The sequence below is a fragment of the Shewanella sp. FeAMO genome (assembly GCF_053653955.1).
In genome coordinates this window covers 2,163,775-2,186,080 of record NZ_CM132201.1, presented here as the reverse complement: position 1 = coordinate 2,186,080, position 22,306 = coordinate 2,163,775, and the positions used below count along the sequence as shown (strand labels likewise).

Genomic DNA, 22,306 nt, shown 5'->3' with positions numbered 1-22,306 from the left:
CTTCGGAGTATTGAGCAAATTATAGTGGTAAAGCGGCACAACAAACCATGCTTCAGGGCAAATTTAGGCTAAATTGTCTTAAATGATACGCACTTGGATGCTGTTATATCGGTTACAAAAAAGGGTCAAACGCATCTGCCTTCATAGAGTTAAGCTGGGCTACAGCAAAAGCGCGCTCACGCCCCCTGATTACACGTCATTATCCCGCTCAAGCTTTGCCGACGGTTTTACGGGCCAGGGTGATACCCGCCAGCGCCGGCAACTGGTGTTGGCGGATAATCTCAAAATTGCCGGTATCTTCAAGAACAGCCAAGAGTTCAGCGTGATTGAAACGGTTTTCCTGGGGATGTTCAAACAAACGCCGACTCAAGGGATTACAGATAGCAACGCGATAAAGCTCTTCCATGACGAAATAGCCGCCAGGGCGCAATACTCTGTGTACTTCGGCCACCGCCTGTTGCCAATCCGGAATATGATGAAAGGCGGCAAAATCGACCACAAGGTCAAACTGGCTATCGGCAAAAGGCAAGGTGCTGCCATCGCCCTGGCACAGATGCAACCAGTTTTGATCCGAATACCGCCCGGCGCAGTGGCTGACCATGTCGAAATCAAAATCGAGCGCCCACACTTCTTCCGCCCCCAGATCCTGACGCACAAGCGCGATTCCCTCACCAAAGCCGCAGCCTATCTCCAAGGCGCGACTAAAAGCAGGTAAAGGCTTGGCAAACAGCTTCAACAACATCCGCCGCTCCAGCTGTCTTTGCAGCCACAAACGCAGCGGATGCCTGACTATCGATTTTTCAAAGCGATTGAGTTGCATGAATGGCAAACCACCCAAGATAATTCATGGTTAATATTTAAGGCCCTTGCGGCGACAATCATCTTCACTCTTCCCCAAAGGGTTCCAGCGGCAGTTGATCCCAATAGATGCCCTGACCGAAGAAGTCTTCCAACAGTTGATTGAGCCGCGAAAAACTGCTCACCCTTTGCGGCTTGCCACTGATACAGTGCCACACGTACCTGTGGCAGTTATTGTCAAACAAGTCATAATCCCGATACTGAAACAGGCTCTCGCCGGCGCGGGTCAGCGCCTGTTCACTGACCAAGGGCATTCTTTGATGATCGCAGGCAACAAACACCTTGCTGCCGCTGCGACCTGCCAGGAAACGCTTCACCGACACTGGCCGCACAAGGCCGCTGCCGTGGAGTTCGGCCAACATACCGTCACCGAGCCAGATACCTGTGTGTTCAATGACCCCGAATACGTGGCAGCACACCAGCATCCCGGGCTGCACTCGTTTGACACTCTGACTGTGAAACCATTCACTGGGTGTCAGCCGCGCCTGCCCCTTGGCCCCCTTTGTCGGCATATCCTTGAGTACTCGATTGCGGGCGACTTTCTTACGCTTCTGCCCTTCATCGGCAAGCCACACGGCGCCGAGTGCGGCAGAGCCGAGCCAGAGTAACGGAAGTGCCATAGCTTTGCTCCTTAACGCCTTGAGTGGCACTTTGAAATTAATCGAATTCGGGCCGCTTGGCAAAGTTCAATTCGACCAAGCTCAGTTCTGACAACGCTCTGCTCAGTGTCAAACCAAGGGAATACACCCAGGAAGTGTTCACCGACTGCTATACCCAGGAGAGGAAATCGGCCACAGGCTCTTTGGCAGCATCACAGCTTTGCGCCAGAAACAGCTCACCACAGGCCAGCGCGTCAGTCAGGGCATTGTGGGCCGAATACGGCGGCAGATGATAGCGGCTGCGGCAAGCGCCGAGGCGCAGACTACCGCTTGGCAGCACCTCCTGTTGCCGCTGCAGGCGGGTCTTTTCCAGCAGCAGGGTATCTATCACGGGAAGATGCAGCTTAGTACCGTATGCCTGCTGACAAAGCCTGCTGAGAAAAGCGCAGTCCAAAGGAGCATGATGCATCAGTAAAATGCGCCCCTGACTTTGCCGTAACAGCCAAGGCAAGAGCTGTTCGGGCGCCAGCGCCCCCTGTTCAAGATGGCGATCCATAATGCCGTGAATCGTGGCGCTCTGACCGACGCTGCCGGCAATACTCACCAATTTGTGGCGGGCGCCGCTGAGCTCCAGTCTGCCTTTGTTGATGGGCACCACACCAATGGAGAGTATCTGATCGCAACCCGGCTCTAGGCCGGTCATTTCCAGGTCCAGCGCCATCAAAGGCGCCTCTGCCACAGGCTTGGACAACACAGGACTCAAGGCCTGGTAAAAAGTCTTGAGTGGCTCCTTGGCCTGCCAGCAATGCCAGGCCAGGCGGGCTTTGTGCAGCAAAGGCATCCTAGAAACTCCGGGTAAACTTGAGCCTCAGCGCCGCCTGGGCATCATGCACCACTTTAAAGGCATCCCTGAGTTGATGGCGCATCAGTGAAGAGAGTGCCTGCGGCATCAAAAAATTGCTTATCCCCTGGCCTTGCTCAAACTGACGCCCCTGATTGGCCAGCCGCATATGGGCAATAAACTCATGGGCATCGGCAAGGTTGAGGGCATCTTTGCGGCTCAGCAGCTTGCTCTCCATCAAGGCGCGGATCCGTTTGGCGGTATTGACCTCTTTGATGCCGGCAGCCAAGGCATAAACCCGGGCGATGTCATTGATAAGGGCGCTGCCCCTGTGTTTAAGATCCATCCCCTTGACCTCACTGCCATCCCTGTCGAGCACAAATTGGCGGAAAAATCCCAATGGCGGCGACTCACTTAAGGCATTACCGGTCAGGGCCGCCAGAAAGATATCCTTGTCTTTGGTCTGCGCCAGCACTTTGTCTTGCAGCGCATCGAACAGGCTGTCCGGCCCATATACGGAGCGCATATCGAAAAAGATGCTGGCATGCATCAAGGCCTTGGGCTCAGGGGTGTTGACCCAAGAGGCAAACTTCTGCTGCCAACTTGCCAGCGACAAACACCAGTTGGGATTTTGCGCCATGATATCCCCGGGGCAGTATACATAACCGCATTCGTTGAGCCCGGCGCACACCCCCTTGGCCAAGGCCTGAAAATAACCTCTGGCATGCTCATCCGGCTCTTCGGCCAGCAATAAACCATTGTCCTGATCCGAGCAGGCGGCCTGATCCTGCCGCCCCTGAGAGCCAAATGCCAACCAGCAAAACGCCATAGGCGCCTCGCCGAGCAGCGCCTGATTGAGCTGGATAAGCCTGCGGGTAAGCGCATCGGTAACTGAGGTCAGTACCCGGCCAATCTCCTCGGCACGGGCATCTGCACTGATAAGGTTTTGCAACAAAAGCGGTATTTGGCGACTGACCCCGATAAGGCTTTGCAAATCTTTTTGCCGCTCTATCTCGCCTATCAGCAGCAAAGGTTGGGATGCCTGACTTCGCAATATGTCTGTGCTGGTGATCATCCCGACCGGCTGCTCTCGCTCCATGACCGGCAGATGGTGAATGTTGTGCTCGCTCATCAGCAGCATGGCTTCAAATACCAGGGCCTGGGCATCTATGTATACGGGCTGGCGGGTCATGGCTTGAAACACGGCTTCATTGCCGGTAAGCCCCTCGGCCAGCACCCGATTACGCAGATCCCTGTCGGTGAGGATCCCCACCAGTTTGTGATTATCCAGAACCAACACAGACGACACCCTGTGCTTGCGCATCAGCTTGGCCGCATCCGTGATACAAAGGCGGTGATCGACACTGACAGGCTCATGGGTCATCAGGGTGCTGATACGGCTGGTGGTGGTCAAATCCCTGGCCCGAAAACGACCTTGGTGGCGCAACCGTTTGGCATAGGCGCGGTTGAAGAAGCGGTCGAAGCTGCGACACTCCAGGCGCAGAGTGTCAAACAGCGCCGGTGGCACATGATAGACCAAGCCATCTTCGAGGATCAGCACCTTGTTACTGATCTCCTCGCCCGACAGCAGAGAGGGAAAGCCAAAGCAATCGCCCTCCCCCAAACGGTCCAGCAACTCGCCTTCGGCATCGCGCACTTCAAAGGCACCGCTGCGAACGATATAGAGCATGGGGTTGGCCGAATCCAGCGGCACGGCTTTCATCGACTTGCTGTAATAACCTATGCCGATGGCGCGGCAACATTGCTCCAGCAAGGGTTGCGGCAGTTCATCGAAAGGAACCGTCTGTTGCAGAAAGCTGCGAATAGGCAGCAGTTCACTCTCATCCATGGGCGGCCTTTAGAGTTGGACTGACTAATCTCAATATTGCCCACTCTGTATCATGCTGGCTATCTGGCTTTAGTCGAATACAGCCAGAACCAAGGCAGAAAGCCCGAAACAGAAAGCCCAAACCAAAGAAAAATAGAAAGTTGAGTATCCAACCCAAACTGCACTGATAAAAAAATCCCCCGGCCAAGCGGGGGATCTTCCATTTATGCAGCATCAGACTATCAGTGTTCCTGCGCCGTGCCTGCACCTTTGGGGAAACGGATGGATTCAACCATTTCCTGTACATGCTCCGGAACAGCGGCTGTCATCTTGGCAACAATAATCGCCACAACAAAGTTGAGTATCATGCCAATCATGCCTATTCCTTCAGGCGAAATACCAAACAGCCAGTTTTCAGCGCTGTTATCGGCAGGATTAATGAACTTGAAGTAGATGATATAAGCCGCGGTAAAGCCAAGCCCCACCACCATACCGGCTATGGCCCCTTCCTTGTTCATCGACTTGGAGAAAATACCCATCACGATTGCCGGAAACAGTGACGATGCCGCCAAGCCAAAGGCAAAGGCCACCACTGCCGCCACAAACCCGGGCGGATTAATCCCGAAGTAACCGGCAATCACTATACCAACAGCCGCCGCGGTTCGGGCGTAGAACAACTCCTTCTTGTCTGAGATGTCCGGCATAAAGTTTTTCTTCAACAAGTCATGGGATACCGAGGTTGAGATAACCAGCAGCAAGCCCGCAGAAGTCGACAGCGCCGCCGCCAGACCACCGGCTGCAACCAGAGCAATCACCCAAGCTGGCAGATCGGCGATTTCAGGGGTCGCCAGCACCATGATATCGCGGTCGATATTCATCTCATTGCTGCTGTCGTCAGTGAGATTACCCTTGGCGTAGTACATCTTGCCGTCGCCGTTTTTATCATTCCACTTGATAAGTCCGGTGGTTTCCCAGTTTTTGATCCACTGCGGCGCCGACTCATAGGCAACACCGGTCGATTCAGGACCATTGATGGTTTCTATCATGTTCACCCGGGAGAACGCCGCCAAGGCAGGCACAGTGGTGTACATAATGGCAATAAACACCAGCGCCCAACCGGCACTGATACGGGCATCTTTCACCTTGGGTACGGTAAAGAAACGCACAATAACGTGTGGCAAACCAGCAGTACCTACCATAAGCGCGGCAGTGATAGCGAATACATCTATGGTGCTCTTGGCGCCTTCTGTGTATTCAGTGAAACCCAGCTGGGTTTGCAGGCCGTCGAGTTTTTGCAGCAGATACACCCCGGTATTATTCCCGGCGGCATCTATCAGCTCAGCGCCAAAACCGATTTGTGGAATGATATGGCCTGTCATCATCACAGAGATAAAGATGGCCGGAACCATAAAGGCGAAAATAAGCACGCAGTATTGCGCAACCTGAGTGTAGGTGATCCCCTTCATGCCACCGAGCACGGCGTAGAAGAATACTACCGCCATACCTATATACACCCCAGTGTCGACATCCACTTCCAGGAAGCGGGAGAACACCACCCCAACACCGCGCATCTGCCCGGCAATATAGGTAAAGCAGATAAAGATGGCGCAAATCACAGCCACAACTCGGGCCGCTTGGGAGTAATAACGCTCACCAATAAAGTCAGGCACAGTGAACTTGCCGAACTTACGAAGGTAAGGCGCCATGCACAAAGCCAGCAACACATAGCCGCCGGTCCAGCCCATCAAGTACACACTGCCATCGTATCCGACGAAAGAGACAATCCCCGCCAGCGAGATAAAGGAAGCGGCCGACATCCAGTCTGCGGCCGTCGCCATACCGTTCATCACTGGGTGAACCCCGCCACCGGCAACATAGAAATCTTTGGTAGAGCCGGCTCTTGACCAGATGGCAATCCCTATATAAAGGGCAAACGAGAGCCCCACAATCAAAAACGTTAATGCTTGAACATCCATACGGCCCGCTCCTTAGTCTTCGTGTACGTTATATTTTTTATCTAAGGCATTCGCTTTGGCCGCATATACGAAAATCAGCACTACGAATACATACATGGAACCTTGCTGGGCAAACCAGAAGCCAAGCTTGAATCCCATAAAATGAATTTCATTGAGAACATCCACCAGCAAAATCCCACAACCGTAGGAAACCACGAACCAGATGGCCAGTAGTGCCAGTACCAAGCGCAAGTTTTCGCGCCAGTACCCCTTTGCCTTGTCATTGTTTTCAAAACCCATAGCGACTCCCCTGTGGTAATAATTATTAAGTCACAGTTAATCTAGCAACCGCCGGGAGTGCCACAATCAAGACCTTAGTCTAACCCCAAATTTACACATTAATAACAATTGTAAAAATCCAATATTTATCAGCTGGTTAAAACAAAATACGCCAATAAAACGCTCGTTTAATTGGCGCTTATTATTAGACCAATGTCGAAGTGATTTTCAGGATGGTTTGCATCGGGAAGCGGCCCTTCTCCGCCATGGGAAGGGTCGAACAAGAACCCAAAGCTGCCATAAACGCTTTTATCGAACCGAGGTGGAATAAACTCTTATGACCATTCAGGCTCTTGTCTGAATTTGTTCGGCAGATTAATGCCAAAAAGCGTAAAAAAAAGAGGCCATTCGGCCTCTTGATTGCATTTTCTTGACTGCATTTGCAAAGTGGTCGCTATGGCGCTTCCTGGTTCAAATAGAGGACAAGCGCTGCCAGCTCCTTGGGATCTGAGCTTTGGGAGGTGATCAAATACTTGCCATTGACCAAGAGTGAAGGCACACCACGGATCCCTGAGAGCTGAGTCTGGGTATCATAATTGGCCAACGCCAGCTTGCTGTCGGCCGAGCCCAAGGTTTGGTTAAGCTCTTGCTCATTGACCCCCTGCGCCAAGAAGAAATCCTTCAACTGCTGCGGCCGATCAAAAGCCTGATGTTTCTCATGGATCCTGTTGAAAATATTGCCGTGCACCTGATCGGTTATCCTGAATTTTTGCGCCAGATAATAGGCTTCCTGACTGAGGATCCAGGAGGGACGCCCGGCACCGACCGGGGTTCGTTCAAAATCCAGTTTCCCCTTCAGCAGGGCAGCAGTTTGCTGCATCAAGGGATCCTTGTGATAGCAATGGGGGCAGTTATAGGAGAAAAACTCTCTGACTATGCCACTCTTGGCTTCCGGGATCCCTGGCACCTTGACATAATCGCGCCCTTCCTGAAAATCGGCCGCACTGGCACTGAAACTGCCGAAGGCCAAGAGTATCAGCGGCAAGGCTCTCACCATTCTGGATAAAAAAGACATAGGGTTTCCTCTTGTTCTGTTTTTAGTCACGCTTTTTATTGGCAAGCGGCAATAAGGCTATCAGCCTCGGGGTAACTGTATTCAAAGTCAAGCTCGCGGCAGATGAGAGAGCCATCCACCCACTTACCGGTTTCACTCTCTGTTGCAAACTCAGGCGATGCCAGGCCAAGCGCCTTGGCGGCAAGCGGATAGAATTCTTGCCTGGTTGGATGACACGGCGCACAAAGGTTATAGATGGCCCCTGGGTTAGCGGCGGTCAATAACTGCAGGCAGGCATTTATGCAATCATCGAGATGCACCAGATTCACCACGGCGTTTGCTCCGGGCAGCCCTTTCTTGCCGGCCAGGAAGCGCCCGGGGTGACGGCCAGGTCCGACCAAGCCGGCAAATCGGATGACAGTGACTTTGAGACCTTCGTTGGCAAGCGCCAGTATCTTCTGCTCAGCCATCGCCAAGGTGCCGGAATAGCTGTCCGCCGGAGCATCAACAGATGTCGCCTCTGTGACCACGCCCTGAGACTGTGGGTAAACCCCTGAACTGCTTATAAACAACAGACGTTTGATGGAACTTGCTGCAATCACAGGCAATAAACGCTCGAGAGAGGACAGATAATCATTGGCGCCACGCCTGAGGCCGGGGGGGATATTGAGCACCAAGGCATCACAGCCATCCGGTAACGAAGGTAAAGGTGCAGGCTCAGCAAGATTGAGGGTTACGGCATCCATCCCCTCTTTTCTCAACAGATCCGCGCCCTCCTCGGTACGCTTACTGCCGCAAACCTTAACGCCTCTGGTCTGCAGTTCCTTCGCCAGTGGCAAACCAAACCAGCCGCAGCCCCAAACCGCAATATGTTTCATCGCCCTACTCCGTTGTAAACCGAGCTCAAGCATAAGACAAATAACAATAAAAACCAGAGGTGGGCCTATGAGTGGCCAAACTTTGGCCGCTCACGGCAAGAGAAAGCGGGTTGCAAGCTATTCCAGGGCGCTGAAATAGAAACTGATGCTGGCACCGGTTTGCAGGGTTTTTGAGGCGCCTTCGGTCAGTTCATCAGACTTGAGCACGGCCTCCACGCTGACCTCCTCATCCATAAGAAAGCGCAACTTAGGCTCGCTGCCATCGCGTTTACAGGCCCAGACCTGGGGTTGTCGCACCTCTGCAGTCGTCATCATCACCTTGCCGACACTGTTGTCAGACAGACTCACCAGGGTGCCAGGCGGATATATACCCAGCACCTTGACCAGCGCCGAAATCAACTGCTCCTGATGTTGGCCGACCCTATTTTTAAACAGATAACCCAGGGCAATTTGCGGTGACACCATCTCCTGACGCGCCAATTGGCTGTCATAGTCATTGGCCAGTGCCACTATCTGAGTGGTCAGGGGCAGCTTGGCCAGCTTGAGCCCATCGGGGTAGCCTGAGCCATCGATAAACTCATGGTGATGCATCACTATATGCAGTACCTCATTGCCGAACAGGCCACTGCGCTTGAGCATGTCATAGCCAAAATTGGGATGCATGGAGAGAAAATTGCTTTCATGGGGGCTCAAGGGGCCGCGCTTGCGCCTGATGGCATCGGGCACCTTGAGTTTGCCTATATCGTGCAGCAGTGCCCCCAGAGCAATATCCCTCAGCTTGTCCTTGGACAACTCAAGCGAATGACCGATCATCAAGGCCAGTACCGCCACCGATATCCCGTGCTGAGTCACGCTGGGAGCGCCTTCACCACTGGACACCAAGGCCAACTTGGGATTATCGGATTCCAACAGATGCTCCAGCATCAGCTCTACCAGAGCAGAGGCTTCACGAACGGCGCCTTCGGGATCGGACACCAACTTACTGACCACGGTACGACTGTCATTAATGGCATTCAAAAAACGCCCCTGGCTCTTGCGTATCGCCTTGCGGGCAGAGGCTTTGGGATCCGGTTTATTGTCCTTTGTTTGCTCTGTTGCCTGCTGCGCCTCGTCTTCCTCTTCAATCACATCATTGAGCAGCTCCTCGTCGGAGAGCAAGATGACATAGGGCACCCCGAGATTACGGATCATCTCTATCTGGCTGGCATCTTTGATTTCTATACGATTGAACAAAAAGGGATGATCTGTCCAGGACAGAGGCAACTTCACTGTAATGCCGGTTTGCAGGCGTGACAGCGGGAGATGGATCCTTTCAGCTTTGGCCACTCAAAGTTTCTCCAGAGAACAACTTGATAAACAAGGTTTTAAAAAACCAATACCCAAGAGTCTTAACTATAGACCATTGAAAACCAAGCGTAAGACTTCAGCGCCAAATTTATGACAAAAACAGCATATTTGACAGTGTTTTAGTTCCTAAACGGCCGCCGAAGCCCTTTTCTGTTCATATTTCATCCAAAACAGTTGCGATTGATAACTCTTTAAGCCGAAAATATGCCAAGGGGTCTCTGTTTTATATAGCAAAAAACCGCCAATCTTGCCTTGTATGTCACTCCAACTTGTCTTGTTTTTGCCAGTCGTTCAAATAGTGGCGCAAATGAGCCGACTTGGCGAGGTACAGCAAAGACCAGAACAGCAGCAATGCATCCAGCGCCAGATTCCAACTGAACAGCCAGTCGCTGTGACCAAGACGTTGAATAAGCAGCATGCCGTCTATCCCCAGCAACAGCGCCAACCACCAACGAATTTGCCGAAATAGTGGGATCACCACCTCAAATACCCGTTTACGTTCCGCCACGATCAAACCATAGACCAGCAAGGCGCCGGCGCCGGCGGCCAGAGCCAATAGGAAGTCGCTCTTTTCCGGATAAAACAGCCGCACCAGAGCAGCCCTGTCGCTGGCCTGGGTCAGAGACGCTGCAAACACACACCAGCCGCGGGCCAGAAACAGCACTATGATGTAAAGCAGTAACGGCGGCTTGATATGACCGTTATTGTCGAGCCAGCGTACATGTTCAAATTTAAGCAAGGGCAGAATTCCATCATTGTGACTCACCCAGACAGGGCCTGGCGCAGCCATCATAAAAAAGTAACCGAAAGCGCTCACGCTTGTGACTGACCCCGGCTTCTAGGCAGATGAACCTACAGGCTTTGAGTCCGAAGCATCTTCCAAAACAATGAGGTGGGTCCTGCGGCGGCGCAATTCAAGTTGTGTAAGGCAAATAAGCTAAATAAGGGGGGCTTGAACAGACTGTTTGGCTTTTTTGAGTCTGAAATGTTAAGAGTCCTTATCAACTCGGGTCAGTTGATGCTAAGTGAACATAAAAAAGCCCCGCAGCTTAGCGCAACGTAGTTCACTTAAGCGGAGCTGCCTTGTGATTAACAGGATATCGGGTCTTTGATATTTTTACCGCCCTAGGCCGATTTGGCTTAGGGCGTTTGTCTATAAAAAGGATGGACAAGTCTCCTCGCAGACTGTTTAGACGCTTCGGCGTATTACCTGGTGACACCGCTTTGCTCATGACTTTGAGCTGACTTGCGATGAACTGACAAGCGTACTTAAAGCTGATTTCATTGGGCATTCGACCATGCTCTACTGCCGCTTGGCTCGCTTCTCGTCTCACCAAGTTATAACCAAAGTCGGCAAAGCAGTTTTGAATAGACATAAAAAATCGGAAACCTACAAACAGGTTTCCGATTGTCTCTCATCAGGAGGATCGGTCAACCGATCCTTATCTGATCTACGTTGCGCAGCTTGGCGGGGCTTAAACAGAGAAATAAAGCTCAGGGCTGCAGCAGCGCCAGCAGGCCGGCTTCATCCAACACCTTGACCCCCAGCTCATTAGCCTTGGTCAATTTGGATCCAGCGGCCTCGCCGGCCACCACGCAGTCGGTCTTCTTGGAAACACTGCCGGACACTTTGGCGCCGAGCGCCTCCAGCTGCGCCTTGGCGTCAGTGCGGCTCATCTGGCTCAGGGTGCCGGTCAATACCCAGGTCTGCCCCTTGAGCGGTTGCTCGTCTTCAGACGGCGCTTCGATGGCCGGCCAGGTCACCCCGGCGGCCAGCAGTTTATCTATCACTTCAAGGTTGTGGGGCTGAGCAAAGAAGTGCGCCACATGCTGAGCCACTATGGCACCGACATCTTCCACTTCAATAAGCTGCTCGACACTCGCTTGCTTGAGGGCATCCAGCTCTTTGAAGTGCCGTGCCAAGTTGGCGGCGGTGGATTCACCCACCTCACGGATCCCCAAAGCGTAGAGAAACTTGGCCAGGGTTGTTTGTTTGGCCGCCTCTATGGCCTGCACCAGATTGGTGGCCGACTTGAGCCCCATCCGCTCCAGCATGGTCAGGGCCGAAGCCGTGAGTGAGAACAGATCCGCCGGGCTCTGTACCAGCTCCTTATCGATCAACTGCTCGACTATCTTGTCGCCCATGCCGTCTATATCCAGCGCCTTGCGGGAGGCAAAGTGTTTGATGGCTTCCTTGCGCTGCGCTTCGCAGAACAGGCCACCGGTGCAGCGGGCCACGGCTTCCCCCTCGAGGCGTTCCACCTGAGAGCCACAAACCGGGCATTGCTCCGGGAAACTGATCTCTTTGGCATCCTCAGGTCTTTTTTCCGGCACCACGGCAACCACTTGCGGGATAACATCACCGGCGCGGCGAATGATCACAGTATCGCCAACTTTGACCCCAAGGCGGGCGATTTCGTCGGCGTTGTGCAAAGTGGCGTTGGAAACTGTCACCCCACCGACAAACACAGGCTTGAGCCTGGCGACCGGTGTCACGGCGCCGGTGCGGCCTACCTGAAAGTCGACCCCTTCGAGCAGAGTCATCTCTTCCTGGGCCGGAAACTTATAGGCGATGGCCCAGCGCGGTGCACGGGAGACAAATCCCAGTGTTTGCTGCGCTTCTATGCTGTTGACCTTGAATACCACACCATCGATTTCATAGGCCAAAGCACTGCGGCGCGCCATAATATCCCGGTAGTAGTCATCCACTTCGCTGAGGTCCTTGGCAAGGCGGATCTCACTGCTGACCGGCAATCCCCAAGTTTTAAGCTGCTGTAACTGCCCAAGATGGGTGTCCGCCAGCGGGAAGGATTCCGGCTCAACCACGCCCAGTGCATAAGCGTAAAACGCCAGTGCCCGAGAGGCAGTGATCTTGGAGTCCAGCTGCCGCAAACTGCCGGCGGCGGCATTCCGCGGATTGACAAACAGCTTGTCTCCCTTGACTCGGTTACGCTCGTTGAGCGCCTCGAAGGCCGCCTTGGGCATGAATACTTCACCGCGCACTTCCAACAGCGGCGGATAATCATCGCCCCTGAGTTTCAGTGGCACCGCCCGAATGGTACGAACGTTTTCGGTAATATCTTCACCGACCGCGCCATCGCCCCGGGTGGCGGCACGCTCCAGCACGCCATCGCGATAGAGGATACTGACCGCCAGACCATCGAGCTTGGGCTCGCAGCAATAGCTGAACTCGCCGACTCTGTCAGTCACCCGCTTATGGAAGGCAGCAAAGTCTTCTTCACTGAAGGCGTTGTCCAGACTGAGCATAGGTTTGAGGTGAGTCACCTGTTCAAACTTGGCCAGCGCTAGACCACCGACTCTGAGGCTTGGCGAGTCGCTGCGTTGCAGCTCAGGGTGCTCGGCCTCCAGCATCTTGAGCTGCTGCATCAGGCGGTCATATTCGGCGTCGGGAATGCTGGGGTTGTCATCCACATAGTAGCGAATGTTGTGCTCGTTAATGGTACTTATCAGCTGATCAATTTCGTTTTCAATGGCTTGCATAAAAATTCCGCACAAAACAAAGGCCGCAGAGGCGGCCTTGGATAGAGAGACTCACACAGGCTCCCCGATGGATATCAGCCCTGAGCCCGAATACGGCCCAGGTAAGCTTGTTTGGTGTCTTGATGCCATGGCTGACGCTGGCCGTCCAGCAGATCGGCACCAAGATCATCCGCCAATTGATGGGCGGAATTGAGCATGATGGAAAAGTTCATCAGCGGATCACCGTGACAAGGCAAGGTCATAAACAGAACTATCCCTTGAGTGTTGAACTGCTCCATGTTGTCCGGGTCAAACACCCCGGGCTTAACCATGTTGGCCAGGGAAAACAGCACCCGACCTGTGCCGGCGTTGTCTTCATGGCGATGGAAAATGTTCATGTCACCAAACTTGAAGTTCAGTGCCAACAGGCAAGGCAGCAGCTCAGCGCCGCTGAGGCTCTCGCCCTCTTTGGCAACCACATGCAGTACCAAAACATCTGTGGGATCGGGCAACTCATCGTGGCGCGATTCTTCCTTGGCCTGCTCGCGGGTCTGTTGTTCAGTGGCAAGTTGTGGCTCTGGCTGGCTGTTTACCTGATGACCGGCCTGGGGTGTGGTTTGAGTGTCGCTGTGATTATCCGCGCCCAGCCCCAACTCCATCTGCATTTCGGCAGTATCTTCTTCATCATCGATATGTAACACAGGCTCTTGCCGTTGTGGCTTGCTGTTCACTCTCGGCTCGGGTTTGGCGCCTGAGAGGGAAAACGACTGTTCGCCTTCAACTTCATCCTGCTGAGGCGGCTGGAAACCAGGTTTACGCAACTTGCTGCTCTTGAGCTTGGGCGGCTTCTCGTCCGGCGAAATTTTACGCACCCTCACCTCACCAATTCCATCGGCATCGAAACCTTCGCTGTCACGCCGGGCCTGGTCCTTGTAGAAACCTGTCAGCGGATTTTCTTTCAGCGACTTGGGCTGCTGTTTGCGGATAGACCAGAAACCGTGAACCAGCACGGCGATGATGGCAATCGCACCCAACACAAACAATACCAGTTGCAAATTTTCCATTGGTTACCTGTTTTCCTATGGTTATCCGGCGTCGGCCATAGCCACCGCTTCTTCAATATCGACTGCGACTATGCGAGAGACACCCGGCTCATGCATAGTGACACCTATCAACTGATCAGCCATCTCCATGGTGAGTTTATTGTGGCTGATATAGATAAACTGTACGCTGTCCGACATCTCCTGCAAAAGACGGCAGAATCTGTCGACGTTGGCGTCATCCAGGGGTGCATCGACCTCATCCAGCATACAAAAAGGCGCCGGATTGAGCCTGAAAATCGCAAACACCAATGATAAAGCCGTCAGAGCCTTTTCTCCACCCGAAAGTAGATGAATCGTGCTGTTCTTTTTGCCCGGTGGCCGGGCCATGATGGTCACTCCGGTATCGAGCAAATCATCATCTGTCAGTGCCAAATAGGCACTGCCGCCACCAAATACCTTGGGAAACAACTCGCCCAGTCCGGCATTGACCTGCTCAAAAGTCGCCTTGAAGCGACTGCGGGTTTCCCTGTCTATCTTGCGGATCGCCTCTTCGAGACTGGCCAGCGCCTTGTTGAGATCTTCATCCTGGGCATCGAGATAAGCCTTACGTTCTTTTTGCTGCTCATACTCTTCAATGGCCGCCAAGTTAATGGCGCCGAGGCGACTTATCTTGCGCCGAACTGATTCCAGTTCATCCTGCCAGGGCGCTATTTTTGCTTCATCCGGCAGGTTTGCCGCCACTTCATGCAGCTTGATCTGCTGCTCGCTGAGCTGCGCCAATTGGCTGTCGGCCTGACCTTTCAATCCCTCGCGACGTAACTTTAACGTGCTGATTGTCTGAGTCAAGTGCTCCAGTTGTCCAAGCTGTTGTTTTTGCTTTAAAGCTGTACTATCCAACTGCTGTTGCTGCTCGGCAAGTTTGGCCCGGGTGCGCTCAAGCTCCGTCTGCATCCCGTGTTGCTGCGCAAGCAATCCTTCCAGGCGTTGCTCCAGCGGTTGCAGCTCGGCTGTATCTGCATCTTGCTGCGGTTTATCCAACAATTCCCTGCGCTTGTGCTCGGCCTGCTGCAACTGCTCGGTCAACTGTTTACGCCGCTGCGATGCCAACGCCAAGGCGGTTTTCTGCTCCGCCAGAGTCCCGTTCAAGGTTTTTAACTGGCGCTCGAGTTCGCTCAGGCTGACTTTAAGGCTGTTTTTTTGCTGATTGGCCTCGTTGTGGCGCTCACTCAGCAATCGCTCCTGCCGCTGGCGCTCATACAGAGTATCATCGGCAGCAAACTGACTCTCAATCAGCGTCTCCAGCTCAAACTGCTCCTGCTCGAGGCGCTCTTTCAACTCGGCGATTTCCGCTTCTATCTGTTGCCTTTGTCTGAGTTCGCGTGCCGCCTGCTCGGTGGCCGCCTCACAAGCCATCACTGCGCGGGTCAACGCCAGTTGCTGTTGCTGTAGCGCCTCGGACTTGAGCTGCTGAGCCTGCCTTAATTCGTTGAACCTATCCTGAGCCGCAGTGGTTTGTTGCTGCGCCTGCCGGCTCTCGCTTGCAAGCTTATCGAGCTCGGCCTGAATGGCGCCCTGCTCGGCGGTAAGCTTCACCAGTGACTGGCCATCCTCGGCAAGTGTCAGCTTTACATCATGCGCAAAAAGGTTGCCATCGCGGCAGAGGATCAGTTCCCCCTCTGCCAGCCCCTGCTCAAGCAAGTTGGATGCCTGCTGCGCCGACTCGGCCCAGCGCACCCTGTTAAGCCAGGGGCTTAAGTTGACGCTGGCGCTGACCGGCCCCCAACTTTGGCGACGAGTCTGAGCAAAACCTTTGCCATCAAATGGTTTGGAGTCAGGATAGACAGCGGCGCGCATCAAGGGCCCAAGCCAGGCCTCAACCACTTGCTCCCAACCGGCCTCAACCTGAATGTCCTGCCAAAGCTGAGTCAAGGCAGTTTGTGTTTCTTGCGTTGCTTGAGCGGCGCCTTCGAGCCACTGACTTATCAGCTCCAGGCGGCCAATTAGCCCCGAGCGGCGCTGCACCAACTGTTGCTCCGCTTGTCTTGCCAGCTCCAACGCGTTCTGGGCCTTGGTCAACTCTGCGCCATGCCGTTCGACATCGGTTTTAGCTGCCGCCAATTGTGACTCACACAAGCTGACCTGCTGCTGAAGCTCAGCCGGGTTTGCCCCGTTATCGGCCTCAGGTTGCTGCAATCTTGCACTGAGCTTATCAAGCTGCTCGCTGCGCTGGGCATGTTGCTGCTTAAGATGCTGCTCCCGGGTGGCGGCCAGCTCCTGTTGATGCTTGATATCTCTGACCGCAGTCACCGCCTGTTGCAACTCGCCGGCAAGGCTTTCACTTTGCGAGAGCGCCGCTTCATACTGCTGGGTCAGTTCAAACTGCTGCTCTTCCAGTTCTTCCTGGCGCGGCAAATGTTGCTGCAAACTGTCATCCAGGGTTTGCTCCTGCTGCTTGGCCTGAGCCAGCTGTTCATTCAATGTGGCGATTTGCTGTTGCAGTGCACCCAATTCAGATGCCTGCTGTTTATCCCGCTCTTTGAGATACTTGAGCTGCTGCTCGATACGGGCGATTTCAGTGTTGTTGTGATAAAAATCGGCAACCTGGCGCTGCTCCTTTTCACTGAGTTCATCCTGAGCCAGCTTTTGCCGAGTCAGGCTCAACTCCAACTCTTGCTTCTGCGCCTGCTGCTGGGCCAGCTCGGTCTCCAGCCTTTCTATCTCGCTGTTTTGCGCTTCGGCCTGCTCATTGAGCTCCAAGAAACGCATCACCAAGAGTTCGGCATGCAAGCGCCGCTCGCTTTGCTTGTATTCCCGATAGCGTTTGGCGGCCTGAGCCTGAATCGTCAACTTATCCAGTTGCTTACCAAGCTCGGAGCGAATATCCCCCAGGCGCTCAAGGTTTTCGCGGGTATGGCGAATACGGTTTTCCGTGTCCTTGCGCCGCTCTTTATAACGGGAGATGCCTGCGGCCTCTTCGATAAAGACCCTGAGTTCCTGCGGTTTGCATTCGATCAAGCGGGAGATGGTGCCCTGGCCTATGATGGCGTAGCTGCGCGGCCCAAGGCCGGTGCCCATAAAGATATCCGTAATATCCTTGCGGCGGCATTTTTGACCGTTGAGAAAATAAAGGGCTTCGCCATCGCGGGAGACCTGGCGCTTGACGGAAATTTCGCCGTAGTTGGCATACTGGCCGCCGATACGCCCAAGGGTGTTGTCGAATACCAGCTCAACGCCGGCGACAGAAACAGGCTTACGGGCACTGGAGCCGTTAAAGATAACATCGGCCATGGAGTCACCGCGCAGGTGTTTGGCCGAGCTTTCACCCAGCACCCAGCGCACGGCATCAATCACATTGGATTTACCGCAGCCATTGGGGCCGATAATGGCCGTCAGCGGATTGAGAAAAGGGATTTTGGTAGCATCGACAAATGACTTGAAGCCAGCGAGTTTTATCTGTTTGAGTCTCATATTTGCCGTTGGATGTCAGTGCCGATTGTTTTTGTTTTGCGGGCCAATCCTGAAGGAAATTCAATAGCCTGATTGAAACGCCGCCGTCCTGGCCCAATAAGCTGTATAAGCGCTGTCACTTTAGCAAAGCGGGCCGCATTTTGTAACGCTTTTTATTCCCTTGGCTGCGTTTTTCCCTTGTTTTCGTGGCCTTGGTTGCTCAAAATCGGCCCTAAGTGTTCTTTTATTGAGAGTAAGTGGTACATGTCCGCATCTTCAAGACCCGCCAAGAGCGGCGTCAACTATTTTCTCGAAGGCTTTAGCCTAATCAAACGTCCGGGCTTGCGCAGCTTTGTGTTTATTCCGCTGATGATCAACCTGCTGTTGTTTGCCGGAGTCATCTATTTTGCCATAGGCCAACTGGGAAATGTGTTTGCCTGGCTCGAAGGCCAACTGCCCGACTACCTCAGCTGGCTTAATGTGATCCTCTGGCCACTGGCGATTATCACCCTGCTGGTGCTGCTGTCGTTTATCTTCAGCTCTGTGATGAACTGGCTGGCAGCGCCATTTAACGGCCTGTTGGCCGAAAAGGTGGAGCAACTACTGACCGGCAAGCCGCTCAATACCGGCGGCACCTTGGATTTAATCAAGGATCTGCCGCGGATCCTCGGCCGCGAATGGCAAAAGCTGGTGTATTACCTGCCGCGAGCCATACTGATCTTACTGCTGTTTTTTATTCCTGTGATTGGCCAAACCGTTTTCCCTGTGGTCTGGTTTATCTTCAGTGCCTGGATGATGAGCATCCAATACTGTGACTATCCTTTCGATAACCACAAGGTGGCGTTCAAAGAGATGAAGTTTGCCCTGAAAAATACCAAGGGCAGCAGTATGAGCTTCGGCGCCGCCGTCACCCTGTTTTCCATGATCCCTATTGTCAACTTTATCGTGATGCCGGTTGCCATTTGCGGTGCCACCTCCATGTGGGTCGACAAGTATCGCGAAGCCTATCGCAATCCGGCCATAGCACCAGATTAAGCTCCATAAGGCCAATTGAGACACAAAAATGCCTGCAGTTGCAGGCATTTTTATTGCTGAGGAAAGCTCTGTCTTAACAGGCACGCAGAATTAAACTGCCGATGGAGTAACCCGCACCGAAGGAGCTCAACAGGCCCAACTCCCCCTGTTTGAAGTCCTGGTGATATTTATGGAAAGCGATTACCGAGCCGGCCGATGCCGTGTTGGCGTATTGATCCAGCACCACGGGCGCCTTCAAAGGCTCGGGTGTTTCACCCAGGAGCTTTTTCACCACAAACTGGTTCATATTGATATTGGCCTGATGCAGCCACAGACGCTTGAACTGCTCCGGCGTGATACCTGCTTCTTCGAGCTGCGCATCCAAATGCTGGTATATCATGGGCAGCAGCTCTTTAAAGACCTTGCGCCCCTGTTGATGAAACAGCTTGTCTGCCTCGCCGGAAGTGGCCGGATCACAACGGTTAAGGAAACCAAAGTTGCTGCGGATATTGTTCGAGTAATGGGTAAAGCAGCGGCTCGACAGAATTTCAAAGGCTTGCTGGGCGCGGCAAGTTGCGGCCGGCTCCAATACCAAGGCCGTGGCCACATCACCGAAAATAAAATGGCTGTCGCGGTCACGATAATTGACCTGAGCCGAACATATCTCAGGATTGATGACCAACACGCGCCCGGCGCTACCACTGCGAATGGCATTGGCCGCTGTCACCAGGGCAAAAGTCGCCGAGGAACAGGCGACCTGCATGTCAAAGCCATAACCCCGAGTGCCGAGGGCTTGTTGAATTTCAATCGCCATCGCCGGATAGGCCCGCTGGGTGTAGGCACAGGCGACTATCACCAAGTCAATGTCATCCGCCTTGAGGCCGGCATTATCAAGGGCTTGCTTGGCCGCATGCAAGCCCATTTCAGCCTGCAGTGACAGGCTGTCGCTGGCACGTTCAGGGATCAGCGGCATCATGACTTCAGGATCCAAGATCCCCTCTTTGACCATCACAAATCTGTGTTTGATGCCTGACGCTTTCTCAATAAACTCACTCGATGAGTAATTCAGCGCCGCCACATGGCCAAGATCTATCTGGGCACGGTTTTCGGTATTGAACAGGTCAACATACTGATTGAAGCTGTCCACCAGTTCTTGATTGGTTATTCCTTCCGGAGGGGTAAACAGCCCGGTACCGGAAATGACAATCGCATCCTTCATAAACTACCTTCTTATTGTTTTGTGACCGGATCCGCCTGCAGCACAGTCTCTGTTGGACTCATGCGTGGCTTACTCAGATCGATAACAACTGTTGCTGAGATCTTATCCTGGATGGCTTGCCTGTTGGCATCCCAAAAAATCTGCAAGAAACCCAGCAGTCCAGTGGCAAAGCCTGCACCGTATCCCCCGTAACGGCCAAAGGCGTCCCATAGGGAAAGCTTACCACCTCCGAGGGCAATCACCCGCACCCGCATGATTTTTTTGCCTAAAGTCTGACCATCGAACCAGGCAGTGAACAAGGTAAAATAGAATGCCGCCCAGCCAAATCCAAACCCGAGGTCATTGAGCATCCCCTTGGCCCAAGCGAGCAAACTGTATTGTGTTTCTTCCTCCTGCTCGTCCTCTTCAGCTCCCTGTCTTGAGTCGTCTTCGGCAGATGCCGGCTTGGTTTGTGTGTCGATTTTCGCATCGTTTTTTGCATCGGTTTGTGCGTTAGTCTGTGCATTGAGTGCCGCTACAGACTCGGGCTTCATTGAAGCCAACTGCGGCATCAAGTCTGCATTTATCGCCGCAATATCGGCTGAAGCAAGCGGCAAGTTATCCAATGCACCTTGCAGCATGGTCTCGGCCTGGGTGCGTGACAGCCCTGCCTCAGCCGCGGCATTGACCAGCAAACCCGCTTCATGTTGGGCACAGGCCTTGTCCTCACACAAACTCAAACGCAACAGATGCGGCGTCAAGGTCAGCAGTGTCTGCCCCTGAATTTCATTATCGCGACGCTCTTGCAGGCCGTTGACTTTTATCATCTGCGGCACCGCAGACCAAAGCAAAACCACCGCCATAAACAGGTACAAAAGCCCCTTGGCCCAAGTGGAGATCCTGTTGGCGTGATTGTGTATATAATAAGCCAGCAGGCACACCAAAAGCACAAACAGCGGGCCGGCCTGTTCGGCCAGTACTGCTATCAACAAACCGTCTATCGTGATAGCCAGTGCCCGTTTCCAAGGCTTTGCCAAGGGGGTGTAGAGTAGCTCCGGCGCCACACTGAATGCGGCCGGTGTCACTATGCTGCGGGGATCTTTGCCCGGATACAGCTTAAAGCCGCTCTGTTCCCCGGCTCGATTCGGATTTGCCTCCTCGGCATTGAAGTTATGATCCAAGCCTGCTCTCCTATTTGGAATAGAATGTTGATTTTTGGTTAACGTCGAATTGGCGTTGAGATTAACATAAAGCTAAACTGGCTTACTCCGAAGTTACGAATAACAGAGATTCATGTAATAACTAAAAAGAATAAAGAAGAACAAAGATTCACTTCTCTTTGATCTCATGGAGATTATGCTTTAGGGATGCAATCAAAGGAGGCCAGCAAGCCATGAGCAAAATTTTCGAAGACAATTCCTACACCATTGGTAACACTCCACTGGTTCGTCTTAACCGCGTCAGCAACGGCAAGGTGCTGGCCAAGGTAGAAGCCCGTAACCCAAGCTTCAGTGTCAAATGCCGTATTGGTGCCAATATGATTTGGGACGCCGAGAAAAAAGGCCTGTTGACCAAAGACAAAGAGCTGATTGAGCCCACCTCGGGAAATACGGGTATTGCGCTGGCCTATGTTGCCGCCGCCCGAGGTTACAAGTTGACTCTGACCATGCCCAACACCATGAGTCTCGAGCGCCGCAAGCTGCTCAAGGCACTGGGCGCCAACCTGGTACTGACTGATGGTGCCAAGGGCATGAAAGGGGCCATCGAAAAGGCCGAGGAAATCCGCCAATCGGCGCCGGATAAATATCTGCTGCTGCAGCAGTTTGACAACCCGGCCAATCCTGAGATCCACGAAAAAACCACAGGTCCTGAGATCTGGAACGATACCGATGGTCAAATCGATGTATTTGTTGCCGGTGTCGGTACCGGCGGCACCATTACAGGGGTGAGCCGTTATATCAAGAACACTCAAGGCAAGGCGATCACTGCTGTGGCCGTTGAACCAGCCGACTCACCAGTGATCAGCCAGACTCTGGCGGGCCAACCTGTGCAGCCGGGTCCGCACAAGATCCAGGGCATAGGCGCCGGCTTTATTCCGGGTAACCTGGATCTGGAGCTGATTGACAAGGTAGAGCTGGTCACCAATGACGAAGCGATAGAGATGGCTCACAGGCTGATGAAAGAAGAAGGCATTTTGGTGGGGATCTCCTCCGGTGCCGCCGTCGTTGCCGCCAACCGCATCGCCGCTCTGCCAGAATTTGCAGACAAAAATATAGTGGTGATCCTGCCATCTGCCGCCGAGCGTTATCTGTCCTCGGCCCTGTTTGTCGGCCAATTCGGCGATCAGGAAAACGTGCAGTAAGTAAGCATAAACCGCAACTTGAAAGCCCTGTCTAATGACAGGGTTTTTTTATACCTCTAACGCTATCAGCCCAAACGCAGCGAACTGAAGACCCCCTTTTGATGCCACAATTCAAAGCAGCAG

17 protein-coding genes and 1 pseudogene are annotated in these 22,306 nt (G+C 53.4%); 2 read left to right on the top strand and 16 right to left on the bottom strand.

Going from position 1 to position 22,306, the window contains the following annotated elements; translation table 11 throughout:
* Nucleotides 1-208 precede the first annotated feature (208 nt).
* From ACWAU4_RS09785 to ACWAU4_RS09720, 14 genes and pseudogenes are all read right to left on the bottom strand, one after another.
* Complete coding sequence (locus tag ACWAU4_RS09785) at nucleotides 209-820, bottom strand: class I SAM-dependent methyltransferase (RefSeq protein WP_045283739.1); 612 nt, start codon at nucleotides 818-820, stop codon at nucleotides 209-211.
* A 64-nt stretch (nucleotides 821-884) separates the two neighbouring features.
* The gene (locus ACWAU4_RS09780) at nucleotides 885-1,478 is read right to left on the bottom strand and encodes a C40 family peptidase (RefSeq protein ID WP_107352211.1); all 594 of its coding nucleotides are present in this window, start codon (nucleotides 1,476-1,478) and stop codon (nucleotides 885-887) included.
* A gap of 148 nt (nucleotides 1,479-1,626) precedes the next feature.
* Entirely contained in the window at nucleotides 1,627-2,298 is a 672-nt protein-coding gene (locus ACWAU4_RS09775) for an exonuclease domain-containing protein (protein WP_107352212.1), read from the bottom strand.
* Between the two features lies 1 nt (nucleotide 2,299).
* Nucleotides 2,300-4,147, bottom strand: coding sequence for a DUF294 nucleotidyltransferase-like domain-containing protein (locus tag ACWAU4_RS09770; RefSeq protein ID WP_144216379.1), 1,848 nt, complete (start codon nucleotides 4,145-4,147; stop codon nucleotides 2,300-2,302).
* Nucleotides 4,148-4,368: 221 nt separating this feature from the next.
* Nucleotides 4,369-6,102, bottom strand: coding sequence for a sodium:solute symporter family protein (locus ACWAU4_RS09765; protein WP_025009491.1), 1,734 nt, complete (start codon nucleotides 6,100-6,102; stop codon nucleotides 4,369-4,371).
* 12 nt (nucleotides 6,103-6,114) lie between these two features.
* Entirely contained in the window at nucleotides 6,115-6,381 is a 267-nt protein-coding gene (locus ACWAU4_RS09760) for a DUF4212 domain-containing protein (RefSeq protein ID WP_025009490.1), read from the bottom strand.
* A 433-nt stretch (nucleotides 6,382-6,814) separates the two neighbouring features.
* The gene (locus ACWAU4_RS09755; RefSeq protein WP_025888354.1) at nucleotides 6,815-7,435 is read right to left on the bottom strand and encodes a thiol:disulfide interchange protein DsbA/DsbL; all 621 of its coding nucleotides are present in this window, start codon (nucleotides 7,433-7,435) and stop codon (nucleotides 6,815-6,817) included.
* A gap of 35 nt (nucleotides 7,436-7,470) precedes the next feature.
* Nucleotides 7,471-8,292, bottom strand: coding sequence for an SDR family oxidoreductase (locus tag ACWAU4_RS09750; protein WP_025888352.1), 822 nt, complete (start codon nucleotides 8,290-8,292; stop codon nucleotides 7,471-7,473).
* 117 nt (nucleotides 8,293-8,409) lie between these two features.
* Nucleotides 8,410-9,618: an HD-GYP domain-containing protein gene (locus ACWAU4_RS09745; protein ID WP_028779362.1), complete on the bottom strand. Its 1,209-nt coding sequence runs from the start codon at nucleotides 9,616-9,618 to the stop codon at nucleotides 8,410-8,412.
* 280 nt (nucleotides 9,619-9,898) lie between these two features.
* Complete coding sequence (locus ACWAU4_RS09740; protein ID WP_037436491.1) at nucleotides 9,899-10,378, bottom strand: DUF2919 domain-containing protein; 480 nt, start codon at nucleotides 10,376-10,378, stop codon at nucleotides 9,899-9,901.
* A 325-nt stretch (nucleotides 10,379-10,703) separates the two neighbouring features.
* Nucleotides 10,704-10,985: pseudogene (locus tag ACWAU4_RS09735) on the bottom strand (IS4 family transposase); the annotation flags it as partial.
* Nucleotides 10,986-11,133: 148 nt separating this feature from the next.
* Nucleotides 11,134-13,140 (bottom strand): NAD-dependent DNA ligase LigA, encoded by a 2,007-nt coding sequence (gene ligA / locus ACWAU4_RS09730; protein WP_454290553.1) that lies wholly within the window; start codon nucleotides 13,138-13,140, stop codon nucleotides 11,134-11,136.
* A gap of 74 nt (nucleotides 13,141-13,214) precedes the next feature.
* On the bottom strand, nucleotides 13,215-14,183 hold the full coding sequence (gene zipA, locus ACWAU4_RS09725; protein WP_054743882.1) for a cell division protein ZipA: 969 nt from the start codon (nucleotides 14,181-14,183) through the stop codon (nucleotides 13,215-13,217).
* Between the two features lie 21 nt (nucleotides 14,184-14,204).
* Nucleotides 14,205-17,630, bottom strand: a complete 3,426-nt coding sequence (locus ACWAU4_RS09720) for a chromosome segregation protein SMC (protein ID WP_208171036.1) — start codon at nucleotides 17,628-17,630, stop codon at nucleotides 14,205-14,207.
* 243 nt (nucleotides 17,631-17,873) lie between these two features.
* Here ACWAU4_RS09720 and cysZ point away from each other — a divergent pair, with 243 nt between their 5' ends.
* The gene (gene cysZ / locus ACWAU4_RS09715) at nucleotides 17,874-18,644 is read left to right on the top strand and encodes a sulfate transporter CysZ (RefSeq protein ID WP_025011788.1); all 771 of its coding nucleotides are present in this window, start codon (nucleotides 17,874-17,876) and stop codon (nucleotides 18,642-18,644) included.
* A gap of 73 nt (nucleotides 18,645-18,717) precedes the next feature.
* Here the strand turns inward: cysZ and ACWAU4_RS09710 are convergent, their stop codons facing one another.
* Both ACWAU4_RS09710 and ACWAU4_RS09705 read right to left on the bottom strand, forming a co-directional pair.
* A complete protein-coding gene (locus tag ACWAU4_RS09710; protein ID WP_101058192.1) occupies nucleotides 18,718-19,842 on the bottom strand; it encodes a beta-ketoacyl-ACP synthase III in 1,125 nt (374 codons plus the stop codon).
* A gap of 11 nt (nucleotides 19,843-19,853) precedes the next feature.
* Nucleotides 19,854-21,002: an RDD family protein gene (locus ACWAU4_RS09705; RefSeq protein ID WP_243885331.1), complete on the bottom strand. Its 1,149-nt coding sequence runs from the start codon at nucleotides 21,000-21,002 to the stop codon at nucleotides 19,854-19,856.
* Between the two features lie 212 nt (nucleotides 21,003-21,214).
* Between ACWAU4_RS09705 and cysK the strand changes: the two genes are divergently transcribed.
* Nucleotides 21,215-22,183 (top strand): cysteine synthase A, encoded by a 969-nt coding sequence (gene cysK, locus ACWAU4_RS09700; protein WP_025011786.1) that lies wholly within the window; start codon nucleotides 21,215-21,217, stop codon nucleotides 22,181-22,183.
* The last annotated feature ends 123 nt before the right edge of the window (nucleotides 22,184-22,306 follow it).